Origin of the sequence: Streptomyces griseorubiginosus (genome assembly GCF_036345115.1) — a bacterium.
In the GTDB taxonomy this organism is placed as follows: domain Bacteria; phylum Actinomycetota; class Actinomycetes; order Streptomycetales; family Streptomycetaceae; genus Streptomyces; species Streptomyces griseorubiginosus_C.
On the sequence record NZ_CP107766.1, the window covers coordinates 6,958,864 to 6,982,147 of the forward strand.

22 protein-coding genes are annotated in these 23,284 nt (G+C 71.7%); 8 read left to right on the forward strand and 14 right to left on the reverse strand.

What is annotated here, in order from left to right; translation table 11 throughout:
- Positions 1–4: 4 nt before the first annotated feature.
- Together rox and OHN19_RS31415 are read right to left on the reverse strand one after the other, a co-directional pair.
- Complete coding sequence (rox, locus tag OHN19_RS31410) at positions 5–1,462, reverse strand: rifampin monooxygenase (protein ID WP_330267438.1); 1,458 nt, start codon at positions 1,460–1,462, stop codon at positions 5–7.
- A 208-nt stretch (positions 1,463–1,670) separates the two neighbouring features.
- Positions 1,671–3,302: an alpha/beta fold hydrolase gene (locus tag OHN19_RS31415; RefSeq protein WP_330269753.1), complete on the reverse strand. Its 1,632-nt coding sequence runs from the start codon at positions 3,300–3,302 to the stop codon at positions 1,671–1,673.
- 106 nt (positions 3,303–3,408) lie between these two features.
- Between OHN19_RS31415 and OHN19_RS31420 the strand changes: the two genes are divergently transcribed.
- A complete protein-coding gene (locus OHN19_RS31420) occupies positions 3,409–3,693 on the forward strand; it encodes a hypothetical protein (RefSeq protein WP_123760260.1) in 285 nt (94 codons plus the stop codon).
- Positions 3,694–3,709: 16 nt separating this feature from the next.
- Here OHN19_RS31420 and pspAB read toward each other — a convergent pair whose 3' ends face one another.
- The 4 genes from pspAB to OHN19_RS31440 form a co-directional block, all read right to left on the reverse strand.
- Positions 3,710–4,294 carry a PspA-associated protein PspAB gene (pspAB, locus tag OHN19_RS31425; RefSeq protein WP_330267439.1) on the reverse strand — a complete coding sequence of 195 codons (585 nt, stop codon included), beginning with the start codon at positions 4,292–4,294 and terminating at the stop codon, positions 3,710–3,712.
- 2 nt (positions 4,295–4,296) lie between these two features.
- On the reverse strand, positions 4,297–5,214 hold the full coding sequence (htpX, locus tag OHN19_RS31430) for a zinc metalloprotease HtpX (RefSeq protein ID WP_062025298.1): 918 nt from the start codon (positions 5,212–5,214) through the stop codon (positions 4,297–4,299).
- A gap of 97 nt (positions 5,215–5,311) precedes the next feature.
- Positions 5,312–6,748, reverse strand: coding sequence for a hypothetical protein (locus OHN19_RS31435; protein ID WP_419249583.1), 1,437 nt, complete (start codon positions 6,746–6,748; stop codon positions 5,312–5,314).
- A gap of 129 nt (positions 6,749–6,877) precedes the next feature.
- Complete coding sequence (locus OHN19_RS31440) at positions 6,878–7,159, reverse strand: hypothetical protein (RefSeq protein ID WP_330267441.1); 282 nt, start codon at positions 7,157–7,159, stop codon at positions 6,878–6,880.
- Positions 7,160–7,495: 336 nt separating this feature from the next.
- Here OHN19_RS31440 and OHN19_RS31445 point away from each other — a divergent pair, with 336 nt between their 5' ends.
- The 3 genes from OHN19_RS31445 to OHN19_RS31455 all read left to right on the forward strand — a co-directional run bounded on the left by OHN19_RS31445 (position 7,496) and on the right by OHN19_RS31455 (position 9,445).
- Positions 7,496–8,092: a sigma-70 family RNA polymerase sigma factor gene (locus OHN19_RS31445; RefSeq protein WP_330267442.1), complete on the forward strand. Its 597-nt coding sequence runs from the start codon at positions 7,496–7,498 to the stop codon at positions 8,090–8,092.
- Positions 8,089–9,066, forward strand: a complete 978-nt coding sequence (locus OHN19_RS31450) for a CU044_5270 family protein (RefSeq protein WP_330267443.1) — start codon at positions 8,089–8,091, stop codon at positions 9,064–9,066. The genes OHN19_RS31445 and OHN19_RS31450 overlap by 4 nt, the downstream gene beginning before the upstream one ends.
- Positions 9,067–9,238: 172 nt before the next feature.
- Complete coding sequence (locus OHN19_RS31455; protein WP_419249548.1) at positions 9,239–9,445, forward strand: 2Fe-2S iron-sulfur cluster-binding protein; 207 nt, start codon at positions 9,239–9,241, stop codon at positions 9,443–9,445.
- Positions 9,446–9,712: 267 nt separating this feature from the next.
- Here the strand turns inward: OHN19_RS31455 and glnA are convergent, their stop codons facing one another.
- Entirely contained in the window at positions 9,713–11,122 is a 1,410-nt protein-coding gene (gene glnA / locus OHN19_RS31460) for a type I glutamate--ammonia ligase (RefSeq protein ID WP_123760256.1), read from the reverse strand.
- A 200-nt stretch (positions 11,123–11,322) separates the two neighbouring features.
- Between glnA and OHN19_RS31465 the strand changes: the two genes are divergently transcribed.
- Together OHN19_RS31465 and OHN19_RS31470 are read left to right on the forward strand one after the other, a co-directional pair.
- Positions 11,323–11,793: an RDD family protein gene (locus tag OHN19_RS31465; RefSeq protein WP_330267444.1), complete on the forward strand. Its 471-nt coding sequence runs from the start codon at positions 11,323–11,325 to the stop codon at positions 11,791–11,793.
- A 130-nt stretch (positions 11,794–11,923) separates the two neighbouring features.
- Positions 11,924–13,186 (forward strand): lipase family protein, encoded by a 1,263-nt coding sequence (locus tag OHN19_RS31470; RefSeq protein ID WP_330267445.1) that lies wholly within the window; start codon positions 11,924–11,926, stop codon positions 13,184–13,186.
- A gap of 62 nt (positions 13,187–13,248) precedes the next feature.
- On the opposite strand, the gene OHN19_RS31475 is transcribed toward OHN19_RS31470, so the two are convergent.
- The 4 genes from OHN19_RS31475 to lipB all read right to left on the reverse strand — a co-directional run bounded on the left by OHN19_RS31475 (position 13,249) and on the right by lipB (position 16,321).
- Positions 13,249–13,950 (reverse strand): DUF4191 domain-containing protein, encoded by a 702-nt coding sequence (locus OHN19_RS31475; RefSeq protein WP_062024895.1) that lies wholly within the window; start codon positions 13,948–13,950, stop codon positions 13,249–13,251.
- Between the two features lie 65 nt (positions 13,951–14,015).
- The gene (locus OHN19_RS31480; RefSeq protein WP_330267446.1) at positions 14,016–14,216 is read right to left on the reverse strand and encodes a hypothetical protein; all 201 of its coding nucleotides are present in this window, start codon (positions 14,214–14,216) and stop codon (positions 14,016–14,018) included.
- A 265-nt stretch (positions 14,217–14,481) separates the two neighbouring features.
- Complete coding sequence (gene lipA, locus OHN19_RS31485; RefSeq protein ID WP_330267447.1) at positions 14,482–15,447, reverse strand: lipoyl synthase; 966 nt, start codon at positions 15,445–15,447, stop codon at positions 14,482–14,484.
- A gap of 73 nt (positions 15,448–15,520) precedes the next feature.
- A complete protein-coding gene (lipB, locus tag OHN19_RS31490; RefSeq protein ID WP_330267448.1) occupies positions 15,521–16,321 on the reverse strand; it encodes a lipoyl(octanoyl) transferase LipB in 801 nt (266 codons plus the stop codon).
- A 245-nt stretch (positions 16,322–16,566) separates the two neighbouring features.
- Here lipB and OHN19_RS31495 point away from each other — a divergent pair, with 245 nt between their 5' ends.
- Positions 16,567–18,003, forward strand: coding sequence for a regulator (locus OHN19_RS31495; protein WP_330267449.1), 1,437 nt, complete (start codon positions 16,567–16,569; stop codon positions 18,001–18,003).
- Positions 18,004–18,109: 106 nt separating this feature from the next.
- On the opposite strand, the gene OHN19_RS31500 is transcribed toward OHN19_RS31495, so the two are convergent.
- Together OHN19_RS31500 and OHN19_RS31505 are read right to left on the reverse strand one after the other, a co-directional pair.
- On the reverse strand, positions 18,110–19,531 hold the full coding sequence (locus OHN19_RS31500; RefSeq protein WP_330267450.1) for an NAD(P)/FAD-dependent oxidoreductase: 1,422 nt from the start codon (positions 19,529–19,531) through the stop codon (positions 18,110–18,112).
- Positions 19,532–19,761: 230 nt separating this feature from the next.
- Positions 19,762–20,655, reverse strand: coding sequence for a TIGR01777 family oxidoreductase (locus OHN19_RS31505; protein WP_330267451.1), 894 nt, complete (start codon positions 20,653–20,655; stop codon positions 19,762–19,764).
- A gap of 74 nt (positions 20,656–20,729) precedes the next feature.
- On the opposite strand from OHN19_RS31505, the gene OHN19_RS31510 reads away from it, so the two are divergent.
- Positions 20,730–21,218, forward strand: a complete 489-nt coding sequence (locus tag OHN19_RS31510; RefSeq protein WP_330267452.1) for a GNAT family N-acetyltransferase — start codon at positions 20,730–20,732, stop codon at positions 21,216–21,218.
- 154 nt (positions 21,219–21,372) lie between these two features.
- Here the strand turns inward: OHN19_RS31510 and OHN19_RS31515 are convergent, their stop codons facing one another.
- Positions 21,373–22,557: a MarP family serine protease gene (locus tag OHN19_RS31515; protein WP_330267453.1), complete on the reverse strand. Its 1,185-nt coding sequence runs from the start codon at positions 22,555–22,557 to the stop codon at positions 21,373–21,375.
- Positions 22,558–23,284: the final 727 nt, after the last annotated feature.

The following is a 23,284-nucleotide window of genomic DNA, read 5'->3' on the forward strand; positions in this document are numbered from 1 at the left end:
AGGATCAGCCCGTCCGTTCCCCGAACCACCGTGCCAGCCGGTCGTCGAGGCTCCGCTGATCGTCGCCGATCCAGGCCACGTGGCCGTCGGGGCGCAGCAGGACGCACGGGGCGTCCAGGGCCGCGGCGGGGTCGGCGAGGTGGTCGACCCGGTCGGACCAGCCGTCGACGGTCAGGTGGGCGGTGCGGTCCAGCAGGAGGCCGCGGCCGTGACGCAGCAGGTCGTAGAGGCGGCCCTGCTCGACGTCGAGGTCGGGCAGGCGGCGGCCGAGCAGGTCGGGGCCGTCGCCGAAGTCGTAGCGGATGCGGGTCGCGGTGATCTTCTCGAGCAGGTACCGGTTCACCTCGTCGAAGTCCATCAGCTCGCTCAGCAGCCTGCGCACGGCCCGCGCCCCCGGTTCGGTGGACAGGAGCTCCGTCTGGGCGCGGGTGTTCTCCAGCACGTCCGCGGCGACCGGACGACGTTCCGCCTCGTAGGTGTCCAGCAGCGTCTTGGGCGCCCCGCCGCGGATCTGCGCGGCCAGCTTCCAGCCGAGGTTGAACGCGTCCTGGAGCCCCAGGTTGAGGCCCTGACCGCCGATCGGCGGATGGATGTGCGCCGCGTCCCCGGCCAGCAGCACCCGCCCGACCCGATAGTGCTCGGCCAGCCGGGTCGCGTCCCCGAAGCGGGACAGCCAGCGGGGGGAGTGCACCCCGAAGTCGGTCCCGGCGACGGCACGCAGCTGGTGCCTGAACTCCTCGATGGTGGGTGGCGTCGCGCGCTCGCCCACTCCCGCGGCGGGCACCACGACGCTGTAGATACGCGGACCGAACGGCCGTAGCCAGAACCGCTGTTGGGTCGCGCGGACCTCGGCGACCTTGGCGGCGACCTCCTCCTGCGGCACGCCCACCTCCATCTCGCCCATCAGCGTCCCGGTCCGCGAGGGCTCGCCGGGGAAACCGACCCCGAGCAGCTTGCGCACCGTACTGCGCCCGCCGTCGCAGCCGACGAGATAGCGCGAACGCAACCGCTGGCCGTCGGCCAGTTCGACGGTCACCCCCTGGTCGTCCTGCTCGAGACCGGTCACCGCGACACCGTGCCGGACCCGCGCCCCCAGCCCGGCCGCGTGCTCTTCCAGGAGGCGGACGACGACCGGCTGCGGGATGCCCAGCAGATAGGCGTGCGCGGAATCCAGGCCCGGGGGCACCGGCTTGTCGATGGCGGCGAAGAAACCGCGGGCCGGACGCCGCCTGCCGTGGGCGAGAAGGCGATCCAGCAGCCCGCGCATCGCCATCAGTTCGAGACTGCGCATGTGCAGACCGACGATGCGGACGTACGACGCCGGCTCGGTCTCCTTCTCCAGGACGAGTACCCGCACATCGTGCAGCCGGAGTTCGGCGGCGAGGAACGCGCCGGTCGGCCCGCACCCGGCGATGATCACGTCGAACGAGGTTTGCCCGGGGGTGAACTGCTCTGAGTCCATGGGTGTTGCCTTTCGGGAGTGCCTTGTGGTCGAGGCGCTCCCGGCGACACCCGTGTCAGTCGCCGGCCATGACGGGAAGGGGGAGCACCCACATCGCTACAGCGTTCATGGGTCTCACCTCCTCGGGCGGTGTCACGGTCCCCCGCAAGCTACAGCCCGGACACCACACCGTCCAACGAATTCCCGGCCACTCGCCCGGCTCGACACGTCAGCCGTACCGCTCCACCAGCCCCCGCACATACCCCTCCAGCCGCCCGCCCAGCACCTCCGGGGTCAGATCGGTCCGTCCGAGCTCGCGCCAGGGCCCGGCGAGCTTCGCCGCGTCGGGGCAGTAGGCGAGGGCGTCCAGGAGCCGCCAGTACAGATGAGCGGGCCCGTCGGCCAGTCGGCGTCCGCCCCGCGCCTCGTACCGCTCCCGGAAGCCCAGCCCCACCTCGGGACCGTGCAGCAGGGCGAGGGCCGTCGAGCAGTGGGCGACGTCGAGGTCGGCCGGCCCCCACGAGGTCTCCACCCAGTCGACCACCCCGCTGACCCGGAGCCCCTCGCCCGTCCCGGTGAAGAGCACGTTCCCGGGATGGAAGTCCCGGTGCAGGAAGCATCCTTCGTACGCCGGCGGGTCCCGGCGGATCACGTCCACGGCCCGCTCCCACAGCGGGCCCCGCACGCCACGCACCCGCTCCGGGGACGTCCACGCCTGGTACGCGCGCGGCCGTTCCCCGGGCACGACCCGGTGGATCCGTGCGAGTTGGCCCGCCAGCAGGTCGAGCCGCCGCTCCAGATCCTCCTCGTCGACCCGCACCCGGCCCGGCAGCCGGGACATCAACAGCGAGGGGTGGTCGCAGTGTTCGCCGGTCGCGTCCACGGCGACCGGATCGGGGGCCGGTACTCCGTCCTCGGGGGCGAGCAGGGCCAGCACCGACGCCTCCCGGCCCAGCAGCCCGGGCGCGTGATGGCGGAAGAAGGGCTTCACGAACGACCGCAGGACCAGCTCGGAACCGTCGTCGAGGGTGAGCCGGCGCATCTGCGAGCTCCAACCCCCGGACAGGAAACCGGTGTCGACGACCGACCGGTCCTCGGGAAGCTGCTTGGCCACCCAGCCACGGGTGGCGGTCCAGCCCCTGTCGCCGAGGCCGGTCAGCAGGGCGGCCACCAACTCGCGTCGGTCGTCCGCGTGGTCACGCATCCAGGCGCCCAACTGATGATCGGCGTCCGGCAGTTCGAGACGCGTGAACTGGGCCCGGAAGGCCAGCGCCTCCTGTACGGCCTCGGTCACCTCCGGCGGGATCACCGCGTCCGCGCCCGGCACCGCGAGCACCGCCCGCCCCTCGAACCCCCGCAGCGCAGCGAGCGCCGGTGACCGCCGCCAGCTGTCCGGCCGTCGGATGATCGCGCTGAACTCCCCGTCCCCGCGCCCGAACGGCACCTCCCAGGCCTCGCCGGCGTACACCGCGGGCGCGCACAGCCCGATGGCGGCGACCCGCCCGCCGTAGTACCGGACGAGGTCGGCCACCGTCTGCCCGCTCATGCTGAAGCCGACCAGCACCAGCGGGCCGTCCGCCGGCACCCGTGCGTCGATCACGGCGACCGCCTGCTCGAACCGCCGGCGCAGACTCGACTCTGCCAGCTCGCCGGAGCTTTCGCCGTGCCCGGAGAAGTCGAAGGCCAGCGCCCGGCAGCCGTGCGCCACGAACTCGTCGAGCAGCGGCAGGAGTCGCTCCTTGCTGCCGTGACCGGCTCCGTGCAGCAGTACGGCGGTCGGCGCCGCGGCCGTACCGTCCCCGCCGCCATGGACGCCGGCGAGGCGCTCACCGTCGTGTTCCTGCGTGAAGGGCACGGGCATGGACACCAACTCCAGAGTGCGGGGAAAGAGCTCGCGCAGGGCAGGCATCACCCCGCCCCTCCGGGGCTACTCTTCTACACCACACCCACGCACACGGAGGCCCGTCATGGGCACCATCATCCTTTCCGGGACCGTCGTCCTGGTGATCCTGGGCTTCGGGAACCACACCTGGTGGCTCGTCGCCGTAGCCCTGCTCTTCGTGTACATGCAGTACGGCCGTGGCACCTCGGCGTCCTCGTCGGGCGGCGCGGCCGGGGGCGCCTCGGGAGCCTCGCCCGGCAGCTACCGCGCGTACCGCGACCGCCGCGACAAGCAGGCCAAGTGGGACCGCAGGTACCGCCGCGAGCGCCCGCTGGAGTCGCGTCGGCAGGCGCGCGAGAGAAAGAGCTAGGGAAGAGGCCGACGGCTCAGAGTCCGGGAGCGCCCCACAGGGGGAACCACCGGTTCAGGTCCGCCTCGATCCGCAGATCGCTCGAGAGCGCCGCCTTCACCCGCAGTTCCAGCGCGTTGTCCCGGCGCTGCCCCTCGCCGGGCAGCGGCGCGAAGGGGTAGAAGGTGCCGCGCTTGTAGAGGTAGACCAGCGCGAGCGACCGGCCCCCGGTGTCCCGGAACCCGGCTAGTGAGCACAGCAGTTGGGGCCCGAAGCCGTTGACCTCCATCGAACTGTTCACCGCGTGCAGGTCGTTGACCAGCTGCGGCAGCTGCTCCGGGACGCGTTCGGAGACCAGCCAGGAGTAACCGAAGTCGTCCCGGCGCAGCTCCACCGGCGGCCCGTCCCGCTCGGCGTCCGCGTCCAGCAGGGCCTGGACCTCCCGGTGCGTCTGCTCGAAGGCGGCTCCCTCGACCGTGGCGAAGCAGACCGCTCCGCGCCCGGTCGGCGTGAGGGAGACCGCCGCCTCCAGCGTCACGGCCGCCGACGGCAGCGCGAACAGCTGGTCGAGATCGGGCGCGACGGGCTTGGTGCGCCCGAGCAGGATGTCCAGCAGCCCCATCCTCAGCCCGCCTTCCCGGGCTCCAGGGGCTCGCCCAACTCCGCGGAGATCCGCCCCAGTTGCTCCAGCCGCTGCTCCAGGGACGGGTGGGTCGAGAAGTACCGCTCGATGCCGGGCTCCTTGCCGGTGGCCGGGGTGAAGTAGAAGGCGTTGAAGGCCTGGGCGGTACGCAGGTCCTTGGTGGGGATGCGGGCCAGCTCACCGGAGACCTTGGTGAGCGCGGAGGCGAGCGCCGAGGGCCGGCCGGTGAGGTGGGCCGCGGCCCGGTCCGCCGCCAGCTCCCGGTACCGGGACAGCGCCCTGATCAGCAGGAAACTGAGGGCGTACACGGCCGCCGAGACACCCATCACCCCGGCGAACAGCATGGCCGTGTTCTGGTCCTTGCGCCCGCTGAACAGCTGGCTGTAGAAGGCGAACCGCACGATGAGCCCGGCGATCACGCCCAGGAACGAGGCGATGGTGATCACGGCGACGTCCTTGTGCGCGACGTGCGACAGCTCGTGCGCGAGGACGCCCTCCAGCTCGGCGGGCTCCAGCCGGTCGAGCAGCCCGGTGGTCACGCACACCACGGCGTTGTCCGGGTTGCGGCCGGTGGCGAACGCGTTGGGCATGTCCATCGTGGACACCGCGACGACGGGCTTGGGCATGTCCGCGATGGCGCACAACCGGTCGACGACGGCGTGCAGTTCGGGATACTCCACCGGCCCCACGACCCGCCCGCGCATCGCGAACATGGCGATCTTGTCGGAGAACCAGAACTGCGCCACGAACATCACGGCGATCAACGCCACGACCATCAGCCAGGACTTCAGCAACACGATCAACGCGGCGAAGAAGGCCACGTACAGCAGCCCGAGCAGGAACAGCGTGACCGTCATCCGCACGGTCAGGCGCCGGTCGCTCCGGAAACGGCTCCGCATCTGCATCACCCCGCAGTCAGGCACTCGTCCCACGCTCCAGTGTGCACCCGCCCCGGCCCATGAAGCGGTCCCGATCAGCCCTAGGACCAGCAAAGGCTCAGGTCCGGAGCCCGGTCTCCCACCTGTGCCGCTCCAGCACCCAGGCGCTGATCAGGGAGCGTGCCCGGTCCAGCAGCTCGCCCACCTCCGCCGACCCGCGCGGCACGTCGGCCGTCGGCTGCCAGCGCTGCACCGACTGCCGGGCCCAGTGCCGCAGCCGGTCGTCCGGGTCGTCGATCAGCGCGAGGGCCGCCCGCAGTCGTACGACCCCGTCGTGGGCGTTCAGCAGCCGGAACGCGGCGACCCGTTCCGCCCGGGGCCGGTCCGCCCCCAGCCGCCGCATCAGCCACTGGTCGTCCAGCTTCCGCGCGGAAGGGACCAGCGCGAGGGCCGCCTCCCGTACGACCCCGGGCGCGGGGTCGTCGAGCAGCTCACGCATCCGCGCCACGTCCGTCACGTCCAGCGCCCGCAGCCCGGCCACCGCCCGCGTCCGCACCGCGGCCACCGGATGCGAGGTGAGCGCCCACAACAGGACGGCGTCGGCCCGCTCCCCGCACTCCGCGAGCCCGCTCACCACACCGGGAGTGAGATCATCGGCGGCCCCGCACCGCTCCCGGTACCAGCCGAGCGGATCGCCCCCGCCCTGCCGCACCACGTACCGGGCACAGGCCCGCACCACCCCGGCCCGGTCCCCGAGGAACCCCACGGCCCGATCACCGCCCCCGGCCCGCCGTAGCGCCGTCACACCGGCTGCCCGGGCCTGCGCACCACGCGCAGCGAGCAGCGCCTCCAGCACGTCGTCGTAGGCGGAGCCGTCCGCCACGGCACCCTTCGCGAGCCCCGCCAGCGCCGCGTCCGCGCACCGGGACTGGACGACCGCGTCGGTGTCCCGGGCGGCGGCCCGGGCCAGCTCGGCGGGGGAGAGGTGCCCCTCCTCGACGGCGAGGCGGTAGGCGTACCGGCGTACGGTCCGGTCGTTGTCCGTGCAGAGCGGGGCGAGGGTCCCGGGAGCGGCGGTGCGCAGCAGGGTCTCGGCCAGATCGGCGACGAAGTCTCCCCGGCCCCGGCGCCCGAGACGCAGGATCAGCGGCAGCAGCCGTACCGCGGCCTCGGCGTCCAGCCCCTCGGACAGCTGCCGCCGGGCCGTCTCCCGCACGGGTTCGGCCCAGTCCGCGCACCGCAGCACGACCAGCGGCAACAGTCCCGGGCGCCCCGCGGCCCGGTCCAGCGCCCGCTCGCGGATCCGCCCGTCCCGGTGGCACAGGGCGAGCGCGAGCCGCCCGTCGGTGAGCCGTTCGCCACGGCGCAGGGCGTCGGTGAGGGTGCGCCCCTGCTCGGTCCGCTGCCAGGCCGGCAGCCAGGTGCCGTCGGCCGGGGACCAGACGCCGTGCCGCACCTCTTCGTCCAGCGCGACCCAGACCGCCGGTTCGGCCACATCGCCCAGGGCCTCCCCCAGCCCGGCCCCCTCGGCAAGCCGTACGGCCGCCACCGCCATGTCCCCGACAACTTCGTCCACGCCCGCTCCCCGCCCTCGATGTATCCGCAGATCGTAGGCGGAGAAGGGGAGGGGCATCCAAGGATTACCTGCTCAGCGCCCTAAAGCAGCTCCGGGTGCCGGACGGGTCTAGTACGACCCCCGGAAGTTCGCGTACCCCAGCAGGAGGATGACCGCCGCCACGCACCCGAACACGATCGCCGTCGACACCCACGACGACCGGCGAGGCGTCCTGAGCGACGACCGACGACGTGCCCTGAACTCCGCCTCCGCCCGGAACGGCTGCGGCTTCGGCGGGTTCTCCTTCCACCGGGCGGCCAGCATCCGGGCCCGCGCCGAGGGCTCCTTGAGCTCGGCCCCGTCGGCCCACTTGATGTCGAACTCTCGCGCCTCGTCGTCCTGTTCCGGCATCCCCTGACCCCCGTCACCTCTCGAACAGCCGTACTGGAAAACGATACGACGACGCCCCCACCCCTGAACAACAGGAGTGGGCGCCCCAAAGCCACCGCAACCCCGAACCATTTGGAGCGGAGCCATCTCGTTCGGCCTGGTCACTTCTCTGAACCTCGTGGCCGTTCCGTCCCAAAACCTCTGACTGAGCCCTCTGAAACGGAATCGGTGATGCCGGAGGACTCAGGGCGCGATGCTTCGGACAGGCGTGAACCCGTTCGCCGCGGATCGGCAAGTACAGGGTGTGAACACCCGCCATCCTGACACCCATCGACCCCACCGACGGACGGACAGTCCATGACCGACTCGGCCGGTGGCGACGCCGAACTCATCGCGGCCTCACTCGCCGAACCCGAGCGTTTCGCGGCGCTCTTCGAGCGTCATGCCCCGGCGATCCACCAGTACGTCGTCCGACGACTGGGTCGGGACGCAGCCGACGACGTCACCGCCGAAACGTTTTTGACGGCCTTTCGGATACGGGCCCGGTTCGACCCGGCCCGCGCCGGCGTGCGGCCCTGGCTGTACGGCATCGCCGTCAAACAGATCGGTCGGCACCGCCGGGAGGAGGTCAGGGCGCTGAAGCTGCTCGCCCGCACCGGCCACGACCCGGTCGCCGACAGCTGGACCGATTCCGCCGACGACCGCCTGGCCGCCGAGGCCGCCGCCCGCCCACTGGCCCGGGCGCTGGCACATCTCTCCGCGGGAGACCGGCACGTCCTGCTGCTCTTCGCCTGGGCCGACTTCAGCTACCAGGAGATCGCCGAAGCCCTCGGCATTCCCGTCGGCACCGTCCGCTCCCGCCTCAACCGCGCCCGCCGCAAGCTGCGCACCGCAACCGGCGCGGCCGGTGGTCCCCTCACCGAAGCTCGCATACACGAAGGTGACCCCGCATGAACGAGCTCTCCGAAACCCGCGGCCTGCGCGCCGACGCCCCCCTTCCCGAAGCCGACCAGCTCGCCGCGCCTCGGGCCCGGCTCACTGCGGCGCTCCGGCAGGAGACCCACCGCGGGCGGGCAGCCCTTCCCAGGCGCCGGATGATCCTGGTCGGCGCCGCCACCGCAGGAGCCCTCGCCGTGACCGCCGGGATCGTCGCGACCCTGCCCGCCGACAGCCCCCGCGCCCCCGCCGGGAAGCACCCCCAGGTGCTGTCGGCGGGCGCCTCCGCCGACGCCCTCGAACTGGCCGCCGCGACCGTCGAGAAGCACGACGGCACCGAACCCGGCCCGAAGCAGTGGGTGTACGAGAAGAGCACCGTCTTCGTCCAGGGCAAGCCGCAGAGCAGTGAGGAGTGGACCCGCTGGGACGGCACCGGACAGGCCAATCTGCCCGGCATCCCCCCGGCTGGTGACATCTCGGACTTCGACCCCGACAAGCTCCAGGTCTGGTACGGCCCCAACCAGGAGGAGAAGTGGAAGCGGGAGGGGTACGACGACCGCTCCCAGCGGCAGTTCTACCGCTTCCTCGCCACCCTGCCGAGCGACCCCGACCGCATGATGAAGCGCATCCGCGAGGAGCACGCCATCGGCTCCATCAACGGGGAGACGCGCGCACAGCGCGACTGGCGGGAGATCGACGTCCTGTACCGGTCGGTGCTGATCCCGCCGAAAGTCCAGGCAGGCCTGTTCCGGGCTCTCGCGAAGATCCCCGGCGCCCGGGTGACGACCGGCGTCAAGGACCCGCTCGGCCGCGCGGCGATCGGGGTGAGCGTGAACTACGCCGAGAGGGCGCCCTCGGGCGCGCAGGGCAAACAGGAGATCTTCTTCGATCCCGAGAGTTACGCCTACCTCGGGGAGACCCGCAACGACGGGGAGACGGTCGGCGCCCGCGCGGCCTGGGGCGTCGTCAACAAGCCCGGCGCCCGCCCCTGAGCACCGCGACGGGCGCACGGTGCGACACCGGGCGCCTCTCGTCGTCGAACCGACTGGTCCGAGCCGCCGCGTTCACGGCCTCATGCACCAAGAAGGGCTGCGACCAGGGTGCTTGCGGTGCCTGCACGGTGCTGGTCGAGGCCGGCGGATCAACGTCTGCCTCGCACTGGCGGTGCAGTACCAGGGCCGTGAGACCACGACCGTCGAAGGGGTCGACCACCCCCTGCAGAAGGACGTGCCCAGCGCGGCGACCGAGCACCTGGCCGACACCGGCGCAGAGCTGGACGAGACGGAGATCCGGGAGCGGATGAGCGGCAACCTGTGCCGCTGCTGCGCCTACAACGGCATCGTCTCGGCGATCAAGGAGGTCGCGAAGTGAACTCAGACCCGGGAGTCACGCTCCGGACGTACACGCATGTGATGCCGAACAGCCAGGACCGTGCCCGCAGGGCTGTTGATGCCGCGTTCGGGGCACCGGGTGCGGACGCCGGCCGGTGAAGCCGATGCGTTGAGCTGAGCGATGGCCCGGCTGTAGGCGCCGGGCCCGAAACAGGCCGTCGGCCGTGCCCTTCCGGCGAGGAAGAACACGGCCGACGGCCCACACACGGCCCAGGAGAGCGGAAACCCGCTCTGACCTGGGGCGATATCACACGTCGAAGTACAGCTCGAACTCGTGCGGGTGCGGACGCAGCTGGAGCGGGGCGATCTCGTTCGTGCGCTTGAAGTCGATCCACGTCTCGATCAGGTCCGGCGTGAAGACGTCGCCCTGGAGGAGGAACTCGTGGTCGGCCTCGAGGGAGTTGAGGACCGCCGGGAGGGAGGTCGGGACCTGGGCGACGTTCGCGTGCTCCTCGGGAGCCAGCTCGTACAGGTCCTTGTCGATCGGCTCGGCCGGCTCGATCTTGTTCTTGATGCCGTCGAGGCCCGCGAGGAGCAGCGCCGAGAAGGCGAGGTACGGGTTGCCGGAGGAGTCGGGCGCGCGGAACTCGACGCGCTTGGCCTTCGGGTTGGAGCCCGTGATCGGGATACGCATGGCCGCGGAGCGGTTGCGCTGCGAGTACACCAGGTTGATCGGCGCCTCGAAGCCCGGCACCAGGCGGTGGTAGGAGTTCACCGTCGGGTTGGTGAAGGCCAGCAGCGACGGGGCGTGCTTGAGGATGCCGCCGATGTAGTAGCGGGCTGTGTCCGACAGGCCCGCGTAACCGGCCTCGTCGTAGAAGAGCGGGGAGCCGCCGGCCCACAGGGACTGGTGGACGTGCATGCCCGAGCCGTTGTCACCGAAGATCGGCTTCGGCATGAAGGTCGCGGTCTTGCCGTTGCGCCAGGCCACGTTCTTCACGATGTACTTGAAGAGCTGGAGGTCGTCGGCCGCGGCGAGCAGCGTGTTGAACTTGTAGTTGATCTCGGCCTGGCCGGCGGTGCCCACCTCGTGGTGCTGGCGCTCGACCTGGAGGCCGGACTTGGCCAGCTCCAGGGAGATCTCGGCACGCAGGTCGGCGAAGTGGTCGACCGGCGGGACCGGGAAGTAACCGCCCTTGTAGCGAACCTTGTAACCGCGGTTGTCCTCCAGCGCACCGGTGTTCCAGGCGCCCGCCTCGGAGTCGATGTGGTAGAAGGACTCGTTCGACGAGGTCGCGAACCGGACGGAGTCGAAGACGTAGAACTCCGCCTCGGGGCCGAAGTAGGCCGTGTCGGCGATGCCCGTCGACGCGAGGTAGGCCTCGGCCTTCTTCGCCACGTTCCGCGGGTCACGGCTGTACTGCTCGCCGGTGATCGGGTCGTGGATGAAGAAGTTGATGTTCAGCGTCTTGTCACGGCGGAAGGGGTCGACCCGCGCGGTCGACAGGTCCGCGCGCAGCGCCATGTCGGACTCGTGGATGGCCTGGAAACCGCGGATCGACGAGCCGTCGAACGCGAGCTCCTCGTCCGGGTCGAACGCCTCGACGGGCAGCGTGAAGTGCTGCATCACGCCCGGCAGGTCGCAGAAGCGGACGTCGACGAACTTGACGTCCTCGTCCGCGATGAACTTCTTGGCCTCGTCGGCGTTCTGGAACATCCAGCTCCTCCTACTCCCGACCGTTCCTGGACCGGGGTGGTAGTTCGTTCGTGCGGCCAGTGCGGTGGCACACGCTGTCCACGACCCTAGGGACGGGTGGTTTCTCGGGCGTGACCCATTTGTTTCGCACAAGTTAACCGGACATCGGCGGCCCCGCCCCTACTGTCCGTATCCCGAAACGCTGGCAGTACCGTGGACGCGTGGACAAGAGGGATGCAATCGGATCATGGCTCTCAGGCCCCCGCGCGGCCGCCGAGGATGCCGGTGTCGACTTCGGATACCGCGGACAGCAGCTCGGCCTGCCGGAGGAGGGGTCGGGCTCGATCGCCCGCCCGGGACGCCGGCTCGGCGCACTCGCCGTGGACTGGGCGATGAGCGTCCTGATTGCATCCCAGCTCATCACGCAGAGCTACGGCGACCCCGCGACCTCGAACTGGGCGCTACTGGTGTTCTTCCTGATGAGCGCCCTCACCGTCGGGACCATCGGCTTCACTCCGGGCAAGCGTCTGTTCGGTCTGCGGGTGGTCGCCCTGGAGACGGGCCGCGTCAGCCCCCTGCGCGCCCTGCTGCGCACGGTCCTGCTCTGCCTCGCCGTCCCGGCCCTGATCTGGGACCGCGACGGCCGGGGCCTGCACGACCGGCTGGCGAAGACCGTCGAAGTACGGCTCTGACGTCTTTGTCGTCTCCTGACAGCCGCAGTGACGAACATGCGCGGCGGCTGACTATAGGTCAGTAGGTCGGGGCTCCTAGCGTCTGGCACCCAAGCAACCTCCCCCCGTTGCGAAGGGACGCGCCGGACCGATGAAGAGATCCGCCCTCGTCACCACTCTCGTCACCCCCCTGGTCACCGCCCTGCTGACAGGCACCCTCGTCTCCGCGGCCCCCGAAGCCCCCGCCGCCGCACCCGCCTGTACGGCCGCCGACGCCGACGTCTACACACCCCCCGCCACCGTCCCGGCCACCCCCGGCACCGTGCTGGCCTGCCGTTCGGTCACCCTGAGCCAGGTGCCCGGCACCATCGCCATGTCCGCCTGGAAGGTCCTCTACAGCTCCACCGACCACCAGGGGCGCCCCGTCGCCGTCTCCGGCACCCTCGCCGTCCCCACCGCGCCCTGGACCGGCACCGGCGCCCGCCCCGTCGTCGCCTTCCACCCCGGCACCCTCGGCCTCGGCCCCCAGTGCGCGTTCTCCAAGCAGCTCGCCGGGGCCTTCCAGGACGAGTACGAGGGCGACAACATCGCCGCCTTGCTCAAGGCCGGGTACGCGGTCGCCGCCACCGACGGCCCCGGCTACCTGGACGGCCAGACGCACCGCTATGTCGCCGGCAGCGACTCCGGCCACGCCCTGCTCGACATCGCCCGCGCCGCCCCCGCGGTGCCGGGCAGCGGACTGTCCCGGCAGGCCCGGATCGGGCTGTGGGGCTACTCCGAGGGCGGCGCGGCCAGCCTGTGGGCCGCCCAGCTGGCGGCGGGCTACGCACCCGAGCTGAACGTGGTCGGGGACGCCTCCGGCGGCATCCCGGGCGACCTCAAACAGGTGGCGGCCGGGCTCGACGGCGGCGCCTTCTCCGGCTTCCTCGCCGACGCGGCCCTCGGCATCCAGGCCGCCCACCCGGCCCTGCCCCTCGACTCGCTCCTCAACGACCAGGGCAAGGAGGCCGTGAGGACCGCCAAGTCCGTCTGCCTGGTCGGCACGGTCACCGCCCTCGCGGGCAGGAGCATCAAGGACCTCACCACGGCCGGGCTCACCCTCGACCAGCTCTACCAGCAGCGCGGCAGCGACGGCCGCACCTGGGGCCAGGTCCTCGACGCCCAGAAACTCGGCGTGAACCTCGGCACCTACAGGATCGCCTTCCCGGTCCTGCAGTACCGGGGCGCCCTCGACGAGGTCATCCCCACCGCCACCGAGGACGCCGTCCGCACCGCCTACTGCGCGGCCGGCGTGCGGACCGGCTGGAAGATCTACCCCGGCGACCATCTGCTCACCGACAACCAGGCCGTCGGCGACGTCGTCACCTGGCTCGGCGACCGGTTCGCCGGCAGACCGGCCCGGAACGACTGCTGATCCCGTACGACGATGAGGGCGCCCGGATCACTCCGGGCGCCCTCATCGTCGTACGGGAAAAGTCAGCGGGCCTTGCCGCCGCCCTTCGGCAGCTTCATGCCCTTGGGCATCGGGCCCTTCGGCAGCGGCATGTTGCTCATCAGGTCGCCCATCGCCCGCAGCCGGTCGTTGGTGGCGGTCACCTGGGGGCCGGTCAGTACGCGCGGCAGCTTGAGCATGGTGGTCCGCACCTTCTTCAGGGGGACCTGTCCCTCGCCCGTGCCCACGATGATGTCGTGCACCGGCACGTCCACGACGATGCGGTTCATCTTCTTCTTCTCGGCGGCCAGCAGGCCCTTGACCCGGTTCGGGTTGCCCTCGGCGACCAGGACGATGCCCGCCTTGCCGACGGCCCGGTGCACCACGTCCTGGCTGCGGTTCATCGCCACCGCGGGGGTGGTCGTCCAGCCCCGGCCGATGTTGTCCAGTACGGCCGCGGCCGCTCCCGGCTGGCCCTCCATCTGCCCGAACGCGGCCCGCTCGGCGCGGCGCCCGAAGATGATCGCCGTCCCGAGGAAGGCGAGCAGGAAGCCCAGGATGCCGAGGTAGACCGGGTGGCCGATCAGGAAACCGATCGCGAGAAAGACACCGAGGATGAGGATGAAGACACCCGCGAGCACCAGACCGATCTTCTTGTCGGCCTTGCGGGTCATCTTGTACGTCAGGGCGATCTGCTTCAGTCGCCCGGGGTTCGCGGCATCGGCCGCACTGTCACTTCTCGCCATGCCCCGAAGTCTACGTGGCCCCGTGGGCGCTTACGACGGCAGTGTCCGCCGTCGAAGGGGAGGCTTCAGGAGCCGACGGTGAAGGTCTGCTCGAGGACGCGCTGGGCCTCGACACGGTCCTTGGCGCGGCGGCGGTCCTCCAGGACGGAGGTCCAGGCGTTGCGGCGGGCGGTGCGCTGTCCGCTGCTCAGGAGCACGGACTCGACGGCACGGAGTGCATCGGTGAACGACGGGATCGCGGTGGCGCGAACGGGGGCGGCCTGCATGGTGGTGGTCCCCTCGGGAGCGGCGGCTCTGGTGAATGGTGCACTGGCTGTAAAGCCAGGGTCACTGAATGGTGTTACCAGGGCGTGACCGGCCGGTCAAACGCCAATGAAGCCTTGTCATTCGGCCTGAGAACACTGACGCGGCCCTGATGGCCCCCCTATCTGCGGGGACGTCCAGGACCGCGTCAATTGGCCGCTACCGGAAGGTAGTTGCTTGTGCTCGGATTCACACGTTTGGAGTGGCACTCCGTGCCATCCGGGAGGCTCAGACGGCCTGCGAGGCGACGTAGGAACCACGCTTCTCTACGGCCATCTGGTAGAGCCGTCCCGCCCGATAGGAGGACCGGACCAGGGGGCCGGACATCACGCCGGAGAAGCCGATCCGCTCGGCCTCCTCCTTCAGCTCCACGAACTCCTGCGGCTTGACCCAGCGCTCCACGGGGTGGTGGCGCACCGACGGACGCAGGTACTGCGTGATGGTGACCAGCTCGCAGCCGGCGTCGTGCAGCTGCTGGAGCGCCTCGCTGATCTCCTCGCGGGTCTCGCCCATGCCGAGGATCAGGTTGGACTTGGTCACCAGGCCGAAGTCACGGGCCTCGGTGATGACCTTCAGGGAGCGCTCGTAGCGGAAGCCGGGGCGGATCCGCTTGAAGATCCGCGGGACCGTCTCGACGTTGTGCGCGAAGACCTCGGGGCGGGACTCGAAGACCTGCTGGAGCAGTTCCGGCACCGCGTTGAAGTCGGGGGCGAGCAGCTCGACCTTGGTACGGCCGCCCTCCCGGGAGGCCGTCTGCTCGTGGATCTGGCGGACCGTCTCCGCGTACAGCCAGGCGCCGCCGTCCTCCAGGTCGTCGCGGGCGACGCCGGTGATGGTGGCGTAGTTCAGGTCCATGGTGACCACGGACTCGCCCACGCGGCGCGGCTCGTCACGGTCGAGCGCCTCGGGCTTGCCGGTGTCGATCTGGCAGAAGTCGCAGCGCCGGGTGCACTGGTCGCCGCCGATGAGGAAGGTCGCCTCGCGGTCCTCCCAGCACTCGTAGATGTTGGGACAGCCGGCTTCCTGGCAGACCGTGTGCAGACCCTCGCTCTTCACGAGCTTCTGCATCGCGGTGTACTCGGGACCCATTTTCGCCCGGGTCTTGATCCACTCGGGCTTGCGCTCGATGGGGGTCTGGGCGTTGCGGACCTCCAGGCGCAGCATCTTGCGTCCGTCGGGTGCGACTGCGGACACGACCGGCTCCCTAGCGTTGATTCTTCGGCGTGCTCAAGGGTACGCCCGTGGATTTGAAAGCCCACTGCCTGTCTCAGGCCGCAGGTGTCTTCTCGATCACCCTCGGCTTGAGGTCCGCGTTCTCCAGTACGTCCTTCAGGTGCCGCTCGACGACCGGCAGCACCTCGTCGACGGTGACGTCCCGGCCGAGTTCGCTCGCGAGGGAGGCGACGCCCGCGTCCCGGATCCCGCAGGGGATGATCCGGTCGAACCACTTGTTGTCCGGGTTCACGTTCAGTGAGAAACCGTGCATCGTCACGCCCTTCGCGACCCGGATGCCGATGGCCGCGATCTTGCGGTCCTCGCGGCGTTGGCCGGCGTTGGACGGCGCGTACTCCGGCCCGTTCATCCGGGGGTCGAACTCCTCGTCCGTGAGCCGGGGGTCGAAGTCCAGGGAGAGCCCGCCGATCGCCGGACGCGTCTCGACGGGGTCGCCGAGGACCCACACCCCGCTGCGGCCCTCGACCCGGGTGGTCTCCAGGCCGAACTCCGCGCAGGTGCGGATCAGGGCCTCCTCCAGGCGCCGTACGTGCGCGACCACGTCCACCGGGCGCGGGAGCTTCTGGATCGGGTAGCCCACCAGCTGGCCCGGACCGTGCCAGGTGATCTTCCCGCCGCGGTCGACGTCGATCACCGGGGTGCCGTCGAGGGGGCGCTCGTTGTCCGCGGTGCGCCGGCCCGCCGTATAGACAGGGGGGTGTTCGAGCAGCAGGACGGTGTCGGGGACCTCGTCCTCGAAGCGCGCCGCGTGCACCCGGCGCTGCTCGTCCCACGCCACCTGGTACTCGACCGCGTCCGCACCGAACCCCATGCGGACGAACCGCAACCCACTCACGGCAAGCGCCTCCCTAGAAGGTCGTAAGGCACGAAGGGTGCCTACGCCACTGTACGTCCGCCCCGCGGACGTCAGCTCCGGGGGCAATCCTCACACGATCGGATGAACGAACGTCGAAGTGTGCGATCGTCTGCTCACTCTCCGCTACATTCGCGCCGTTCGCAGAGGCCATAAGGGCTGCTCACAGGCAATCCGGGCACCACGTGACCACGTGACGGCCCGAAAGGCAGGAGACCGCACCGCAGATGACGGAACGACCCGCGCAGCGCACTCCCAACCGACAGCTCGCCGCGCTCATCGCAGAAGCGGGGTTCTCCAACGCGGGTCTCGCCCGACGCGTGGACCAGCTCGGACTCGAACACGGGCTGGATCTCAGATACGACAAGACCTCCGTGACCCGGTGGCTGCGCGGGCAGCAGCCCCGGGGCACCACACCGGCCCTCATCGCCGAGGTCTTCACCCGGCGCCTGGGCCGCCGGCTCTCCGCGCAGGACCTCGGCCTCGACGCCTGCGCCCCCGTCTACGCCGGGCTGGAGTTCGCCGCCGGTCCCGAGGAGGCCGTCGACATCGTCAGCGGGCTGTGGCGCAAGGACTCCGGCAGCCACGCCGAGCTGCGCAAGATCGCCTTCACGCCGGCCGGCCTGGTCGTCCCCAGCCGCGACTGGCTGATCGGCCGCCCCGACGACCGGGTCGCCCGCGGCGAGCCGCCGGTCCGGATCCCGCCCCAGGGGCGCCCGGTGGTCCCCCGGCAGCGCGGACAGGCCGAGCGCGGACCCGGGCAGCGCGTCACCGGCGGGGACATCGCCGCGCTCGCCTCGGTCGGGAGCCTCTTCCGCACCCTCGACGACCAGTACGGGGGCGGGCACGCCCGGCAGGCCCTGGTGCGCTATCTGGAGCACGAGTGCGAACCGATGCTGCGCGGCACCTACGGCGAGACCACCGGGCGCCGACTGTTCGCCGCGGCGGCGGACCTGACCCGGCTCGCCGGCTGGACGTCGTACGACATCGCGGCGCACGGGCTCGCCCAGCGGTACTTCGTCCAGGCGCTGCGACTCGCGCAGGCGGCCGGGGACCGGGCGTACGGGGCCTACGTGCTCGTCACGATGAGCCGCCAGGCCGTGTACCTGGGGCACGGCCGGGAGGCGATCCAGCTGGCGCGGGTGGCCCAGCAGGGCGTCGGCACCAGTGCTCCGCCGGTGGTGCAGGCGCTGTTGCACTCCGCCGAGGCGCGGGGGCACGGGGTGCTGGGGGAGGTGCGGGCCTGCACGGCGTCCCTGGTCCGCGCGGAGCGGGCCCTGGAGGCGGCACGGCCCGGCGACGAAGTCCCGCACTGGGCGCGGTTCTTCGACGAGGCGCAGCTGGCGGACGAGTTCGGCCACTGCCACCGGGACCTCCAGCAGTTTCGGGCGGCGGCTCAACACGCCGAGCGTTCGCTCCAGTTGAGGGCGCCGGCGTATGCGCGGAGCCGGTTGTTCTGCCGGGTGGTGCTGGCCTCCGCGCGGCTGGGGCTGGGGGAGTTGGACCAGGCGTGTTCGCTCGCCGCGGAGGCTGCGGGGCAGGCGGCTGAGATGCGGTCGGTGCGGGCGGTGGAGTATGTGCGGGACTTCGAGCGGCGGTTGGAGCCCTATAAGGATGCGGCGCCTGTTCGTAGTTACCGGGACAAGGTGGCCGCGCTGGGATAGGGGCCGTCTCGCCGTAGCTCCGTAGCGTTGTGTGGTGAGTGCCGGTCCGCTGTGGCTTGTCGCGCAGTTCCCCGCGCCCCTGGAGGGGCGCGGGAGACCGCCGGTTTCAAGCTGCCCGTGTTGTCGGAACCGGGTCCGCTCGGTGCATCGGGACCGCCGACCCCAAATCCCTCAGGATGGCCGTCGTCGCCCGGTGGGCCGAGTGGAGGGCTCCCTGGACCGTGCTCGTGTCGCGGTGGTCGCCGCAGACGTAGAGGCCGGCCAGGAGGCGGACCGGGCGGCGCAGGTCGTGCGGGGGGCGCATGGCGGGGACCGCTTCGCGGGTGTGGTGGACCGCCAATGTCTCCCAGGTCCGCGTCGACGTGCCGTACAGGCGGGCGAGATGGGTGCGGACCGCGGTGTCGAGGTCCGGCGGGGGCGGTCCGAGGACCGTCGACGACACCAGTACCCGCCCGGCCGGGGCCCGGCTCGGGTCGACCTCGCTGATCACCGCCGTGTGGGCCACCGGGCCGCCCCGGTCCGCGTCCAGCAGCAGCGCGGAACCCGTGCGCGGCGGTTCGTCCGTCGTGTGGTGGACCACCGTCACCGGATGGACGTCGGGCACCCGCAGGCCCGGCAGCAACTCCGCCGCGGCCCGCGCGTCCGTCGCCAGCAGCACCGCCCGGCACCGGAACTCCCCGTGCTCCGCCGTCGTCACCGAGGTCGTCGCGACGGACGTGACCCGCACCCCCGTGTGCACGGTCCCCGCGGGCAGCGTGCGCGCCAGCAGCTCCGGGAGCATCTCCGCGCCCCCCTCGGGGACACACAGGCGGCCGGCCGCGAAGGCCCGCAGCGCGAGGTCGGCGCACCGGCTGGACGTGGTCAGCCCGGGGTCGCAGAGCAGCGCGGCGAGCAGCGGACGCAGAAAGCCGTCGATCGTGCGGGCGGGCAGCCCGCGCGCCGCGAGCGCCTGTCCGGCGGGCAGCTCGGGACGGGCGAGGAGGCGGTCGACGGGCACGTTCGCGAGCCGGGTGAGCGCGGCCCCTAGCCGTGCCTGGTCGACGGCCCCGCCGAGCGGCGCGCCCGCCCGTGCGGCTCCCTGACCGGACCCGGACAGCACCCTGAACCCCCTCCTGGACGCGGCCCCGGCCACCGGGCCCCCGCGCGCCCCCGGCACCCCCCGAGGGGCGCTCGCCAGGGCGCGCACCGCGTGCAGTGCGCCCCTTGCGCCACCGGCGCCCGCCGGAGCGTCCACCCGGTGGTGCCGTCCGTCGCCGTGCAGCAGCACCCCCGGCGCGAAGGGGCGCAGCACGAGCCCGTCGAGCCCGGGCGTCAGACGTAGTTCGGGATACGCCGTGGACAGCAGCTGTCCGATCCGGTCGAGCCGGAAACCGTCGACCTTCTCCGTCGACATGCGGCCGCCCGCCCAGGGGGCGGCCTCCAACACCGCGACGGTCACTCCTGCGCTGGTCAGCCGATGCGCCGCGGAGAGCCCGGCGACCCCGGCTCCCACGATCACGACGTCCGCCTGGTACGCGGGCTCAAGCACGTGCCCCTCCTCGAGGTTGCGCGGCCGGTGGAGACGTGATGCCCCCAACAGGCTCCGGGGATACCCGAGTTCGGGTCGAGGGTAGGGCCCGGACCGGTCAGGAACAGTCGCGCATCGACAGGGCACGGTCGCACGCCGGTCGCATGTCGTCACAGACGGTCGCCGAGGAGGTCGTACGACGACATGGGCTTCCGGCGTGTTCCTCGGTCGCCGCACGTCCGGCTTGTATTTCAGGCCGCCCGGATCGCCCCCTCGATGTCCGGGAACGCGAACGTGAACCCCGACTCCAGCAACCGCTTCGGCCGTACCCGGGCGCTGCCCAGCACATCACCGGCCATCTCGCCGAGCACGGCCCGCAGCACCGGGGCGGGGACGGGGAAGAGTGTCGGCCGGTGCAGCACGCGCCCCATCGCCTCGGTGATCTCACGGTTCGTCAGGGGTTCGGGAGCGGTGAGGTTGAACGGTCCGGACAACCCGTCGGTCTCCAACAGGTACCGGATCGCGGCCACTTCGTCGTGCAGCGCGATGAACGACCAGTACTGGCCGCCGTCGCCCATCCGTCCGCCGAGCCCCGCCTGGAACAGCGGGAACAGCTTGCCCCAGGCCCCGCCCCCGCGGCCCACGACGAGCCCGGTGCGGGTGAACACGGTGCGTACACCGGCCTGTTGGGCCGGAGCGGCCGCGCCCTCCCACTCCACGCACAGCTCGGGCAGGAAGCCCTCCCCGGCGGGCGAGCTCTCGTCGACGACCCGGTCGCCGGTCTCGCCGTAGTAGCCCATTGCGCTGCCGTTCACGAAGACCTTCGGCGGCTCGTCGAGGGCGGCGACGGCCTGGGCGAGGGCGGTCGTGCCGTTCACCCGGCTGTCGTGGATCCGCTTCTTGTACGCGTCCGTCCAGCGCCGCGAACCGACCCCCGCCCCGGCGAGATTGACCACGGCGTCGCAGCCGGCGAGCCCGGCCGTGTCCACCCGCCCGGCCTCGGGGTCCCAGCGGACCTCCGTGTCGTCCCGGGGCTCCCGGCGCACCAGGCGCACCACCTCGTGCCCGTCCGCGGTGAGGGAGCGCACCAGGGCCGAGCCGATCAGTCCGGAGGCCCCGGCCACCGCGATTCTTGAATGTTGCATGACCTCATCCTGCCTGGTGGGTGCGTAAAAGCGATGTCTGGTTCCGGTATCCGCCGCGCCGTAGGGTGGCCGCCATGTCCCAGCTGTCCATACGCCTCGCCCTCCCCGACGACGAAGAGGAGCTGGCCCGCCTCGACCGCGCCGAGTGGTCGCCCCTGCACGAGGTCCTGCCCGAACAGCGGCCGCCGTACCGGCCGTTCTTCGACGAGCGCCACCTCCCCGACGACTGTCTGGTCGCGGAGGCCGACCGGCGCATCCTCGGGTTCATCCGTCTCGGTTTCCCGACCGGGCTCGAGGCGAACGCCCATGTGCGACAGATCCAGGGTTTCGTCGTCAGCGCCGAGGCCCGCGGCCGCGGGGTCGGCCGGGCCCTGATCCGCGCGATCACCGAGGAGGCCCGCCGCCGGGGCGCCCGCCGCCTCACCCTGCGCGTCCTCGGCCACAACACGCCCGCCCGCAGGCTCTACGAGTCCGAGGGCTTCGCGGTCGAGGGGATCCTGCCCGAGGAATGGCTGCTGGCGGGGGAGTACGTCGACGACGTGATCATGGGGCGCCGTCTCTGAGCACCTGGTCGGCCGCGGCGGTCGTACGGCGTCTGCGCACCACCAGGTGGAGCGCGACCCCCGCCACGAACAGCGAGATCAGGAAGAACACGGGCACGTCAGCCTCCGGGGTGCCTTGCGGGACCGTGGCCCCATCATCCGGCAGCCCGTGGCGCTACGACGTGACCAGCTCGCCCGTGTCCACCGGTGCCGTGGCGCTCGCCGCCTTCTCGGCGTCGCCGGCGACCTCGTCGGCGGTCAGCACGTAGCCCGTCTCGTCGTCGGAGGTGGAGCGGGCGAAGACCACGCCGTAGACCTGGCCGGAGGTGGTCAGCAGGGGGCCGCCGGAGTTGCCGGGGCGGACGGTCGAGCGGATCGAGTAGATCTCGCGGGTGACGGTGGCGTCGCTGTAGATGTTCTGGCCGTTCGCCTTCACCCGGCCCGCGACCGTGGCCGCCTGGAGGTTCAGGTCGCCGTCCTGCGGATAGCCGGCCACCACCGCGGAGTCGCCCCGCTCGGCGCTGTCGTCGAAGCGCAGGACCGGGGCGCGAAGCTCCGGGACGTACAGCACGGCCACGTCCTTGTCCGGATCGAACAGCACGACCCGTGCCTCGTACGGCTGCCCGACCCCGCCGATCCGGACGCTGGGCTCGTCGATGCCGGCCACCACGTGGGCGTTGGTCATCACGTGCTCCGGCGCGTACACGAATCCGCTGCCCTCGCGGCCCTGGGTGCCGGAGGCGCCCTCGATCTTCACGGTGCTGAGCTTGGCGGCGTTGGTGGCGGCGGCGGTCACGCTGTCGCCGGTGGGCTTGGCGACCTCGGCGGTCGACTCGTTCTCGAACGGGTTGAAGACCTGCGGGAAACCGGCCTCGGTGAGCGCGGAGGTGGCGCGGGAGAACCACGAGGGGGTGGTGTCCGGCATGGAGTCCTGTACGGCGCCGAGCAGAGCGGAGTCCCGGATGGCGGTGGTGACCAGCGGGGACGAGGAGGCGCCGAGGACGCTCGCGGCGACCCAGGCGACGATGAGGACGGCGACCGAGTTGGCTGCGGCGCCGCCGATGCCGTCGGCGACCCTGAGCGGCCCCTGGTCCAGTTCCCGCCTGAGCCGCAGCGCCAGCCGGCCCGCGAGTTCGTGGCCCACGGCGGCCGGGGCCAGCACGGTCAGCACCGCGGTCACCGTCGCCGCGGTGCTGCCCGGGGTGACCAGGTCCATCATCCACGGCAGCACCCACACGCCCACGATCGCGCCGCCGACGAAGCCGGCGAGCGAGACACAGCCGGCCACCAGGCCGCGCCGGTAGCCGGAGGCCGCGTAGGCGGCGATCACCAGCATCAGCAGGATGTCGAGCACGTCCACGGAGCCGCCCTTCTCTTTGGAACCTTCAGTACGCAGGCGAAGCGTCCAGTGATCAGCTACGCGCGCGCGTGCCGCCCGGAACCGGCCACGTGTGCGTGCACCTGGGAAAACGTCGCGGACCAGGATGATGGTTCCACCGGGTGGCACACCACACATCGCGGACGGAACGGATCCGGCCGACAGTGGGAGTCATGCGTGTCCGAAGACCGAGAGGCCCGCGAAGGCGCCGAGCACCCCGAATAGGCGACGTGGCGCGCATACGCGACGCGGTGCGACTGCGCGCCGAGGTGGAGCGCCTGCGTGACGCGGTGCGCCTACGCGCCGACGCGGCACGCATACGCAAAGCGGCCCTCACCCACCGCTTCCGCCCGGCGCCGCCCCGCGACCAGGCCTCATCCGCCGCTCCCAAGACTTGGCCGCGCCCCGAGACGTCCGCCGGCTCTACGCCCCCTGGACCAGGGGCTGGAGCTGGAGCTGGGGTTGCCTCGGAGCCCACCGCGCCGATCAGTCCCGCGCCCGCTGCCGCCCCTGGGGCCCTTCCCGCATCCGGGTCCCCACCCATACCTGCGGCTCCGGCCGATCCCGCCCCCGAGCCTGCGGCTCCGGCCGATCCCAGCCGCGTGTCGGCGGCCTCCGCCGATCCTGCGCCCCCGGCGTCTGCGGCTCCAGCCGAACCCGCCCCCGTGCCAGCCTCCGCTGATCCTGCGCCCCCGGCGTCTGCGGCTCC

Excerpts from the sequence above, each read along its gene's own strand:
- rox (WP_330267438.1), bottom strand. The coding sequence starts at position 1,462 with ATGGACTCAGAGCAGTTCACCCCCGGGCAAACCTCGTTCGACGTGATC.
- OHN19_RS31415 (WP_330269753.1), bottom strand. The coding sequence starts at position 3,302 with ATGCCCGTGCCCTTCACGCAGGAACACGACGGTGAGCGCCTCGCCGGC.
- OHN19_RS31420 (WP_123760260.1), top strand. The coding sequence starts at position 3,409 with ATGGGCACCATCATCCTTTCCGGGACCGTCGTCCTGGTGATCCTGGGC.
- pspAB (WP_330267439.1), bottom strand. The coding sequence starts at position 4,294 with ATGGGGCTGCTGGACATCCTGCTCGGGCGCACCAAGCCCGTCGCGCCC.
- htpX (WP_062025298.1), bottom strand. The coding sequence starts at position 5,214 with ATGCGGAGCCGTTTCCGGAGCGACCGGCGCCTGACCGTGCGGATGACG.
- OHN19_RS31435 (WP_419249583.1), bottom strand. The coding sequence starts at position 6,748 with ATGGCGGTGGCGGCCGTACGGCTTGCCGAGGGGGCCGGGCTGGGGGAG.
- OHN19_RS31440 (WP_330267441.1), bottom strand. The coding sequence starts at position 7,159 with ATGCCGGAACAGGACGACGAGGCGCGAGAGTTCGACATCAAGTGGGCC.
- OHN19_RS31445 (WP_330267442.1), top strand. The coding sequence starts at position 7,496 with ATGACCGACTCGGCCGGTGGCGACGCCGAACTCATCGCGGCCTCACTC.
- OHN19_RS31450 (WP_330267443.1), top strand. The coding sequence starts at position 8,089 with ATGAACGAGCTCTCCGAAACCCGCGGCCTGCGCGCCGACGCCCCCCTT.
- glnA (WP_123760256.1), bottom strand. The coding sequence starts at position 11,122 with ATGTTCCAGAACGCCGACGAGGCCAAGAAGTTCATCGCGGACGAGGAC.
- OHN19_RS31470 (WP_330267445.1), top strand. The coding sequence starts at position 11,924 with ATGAAGAGATCCGCCCTCGTCACCACTCTCGTCACCCCCCTGGTCACC.
- OHN19_RS31475 (WP_062024895.1), bottom strand. The coding sequence starts at position 13,950 with ATGGCGAGAAGTGACAGTGCGGCCGATGCCGCGAACCCCGGGCGACTG.
- OHN19_RS31480 (WP_330267446.1), bottom strand. The coding sequence starts at position 14,216 with ATGCAGGCCGCCCCCGTTCGCGCCACCGCGATCCCGTCGTTCACCGAT.
- OHN19_RS31495 (WP_330267449.1), top strand. The coding sequence starts at position 16,567 with ATGACGGAACGACCCGCGCAGCGCACTCCCAACCGACAGCTCGCCGCG.
- OHN19_RS31505 (WP_330267451.1), bottom strand. The coding sequence starts at position 20,655 with ATGCAACATTCAAGAATCGCGGTGGCCGGGGCCTCCGGACTGATCGGC.
- OHN19_RS31510 (WP_330267452.1), top strand. The coding sequence starts at position 20,730 with ATGTCCCAGCTGTCCATACGCCTCGCCCTCCCCGACGACGAAGAGGAG.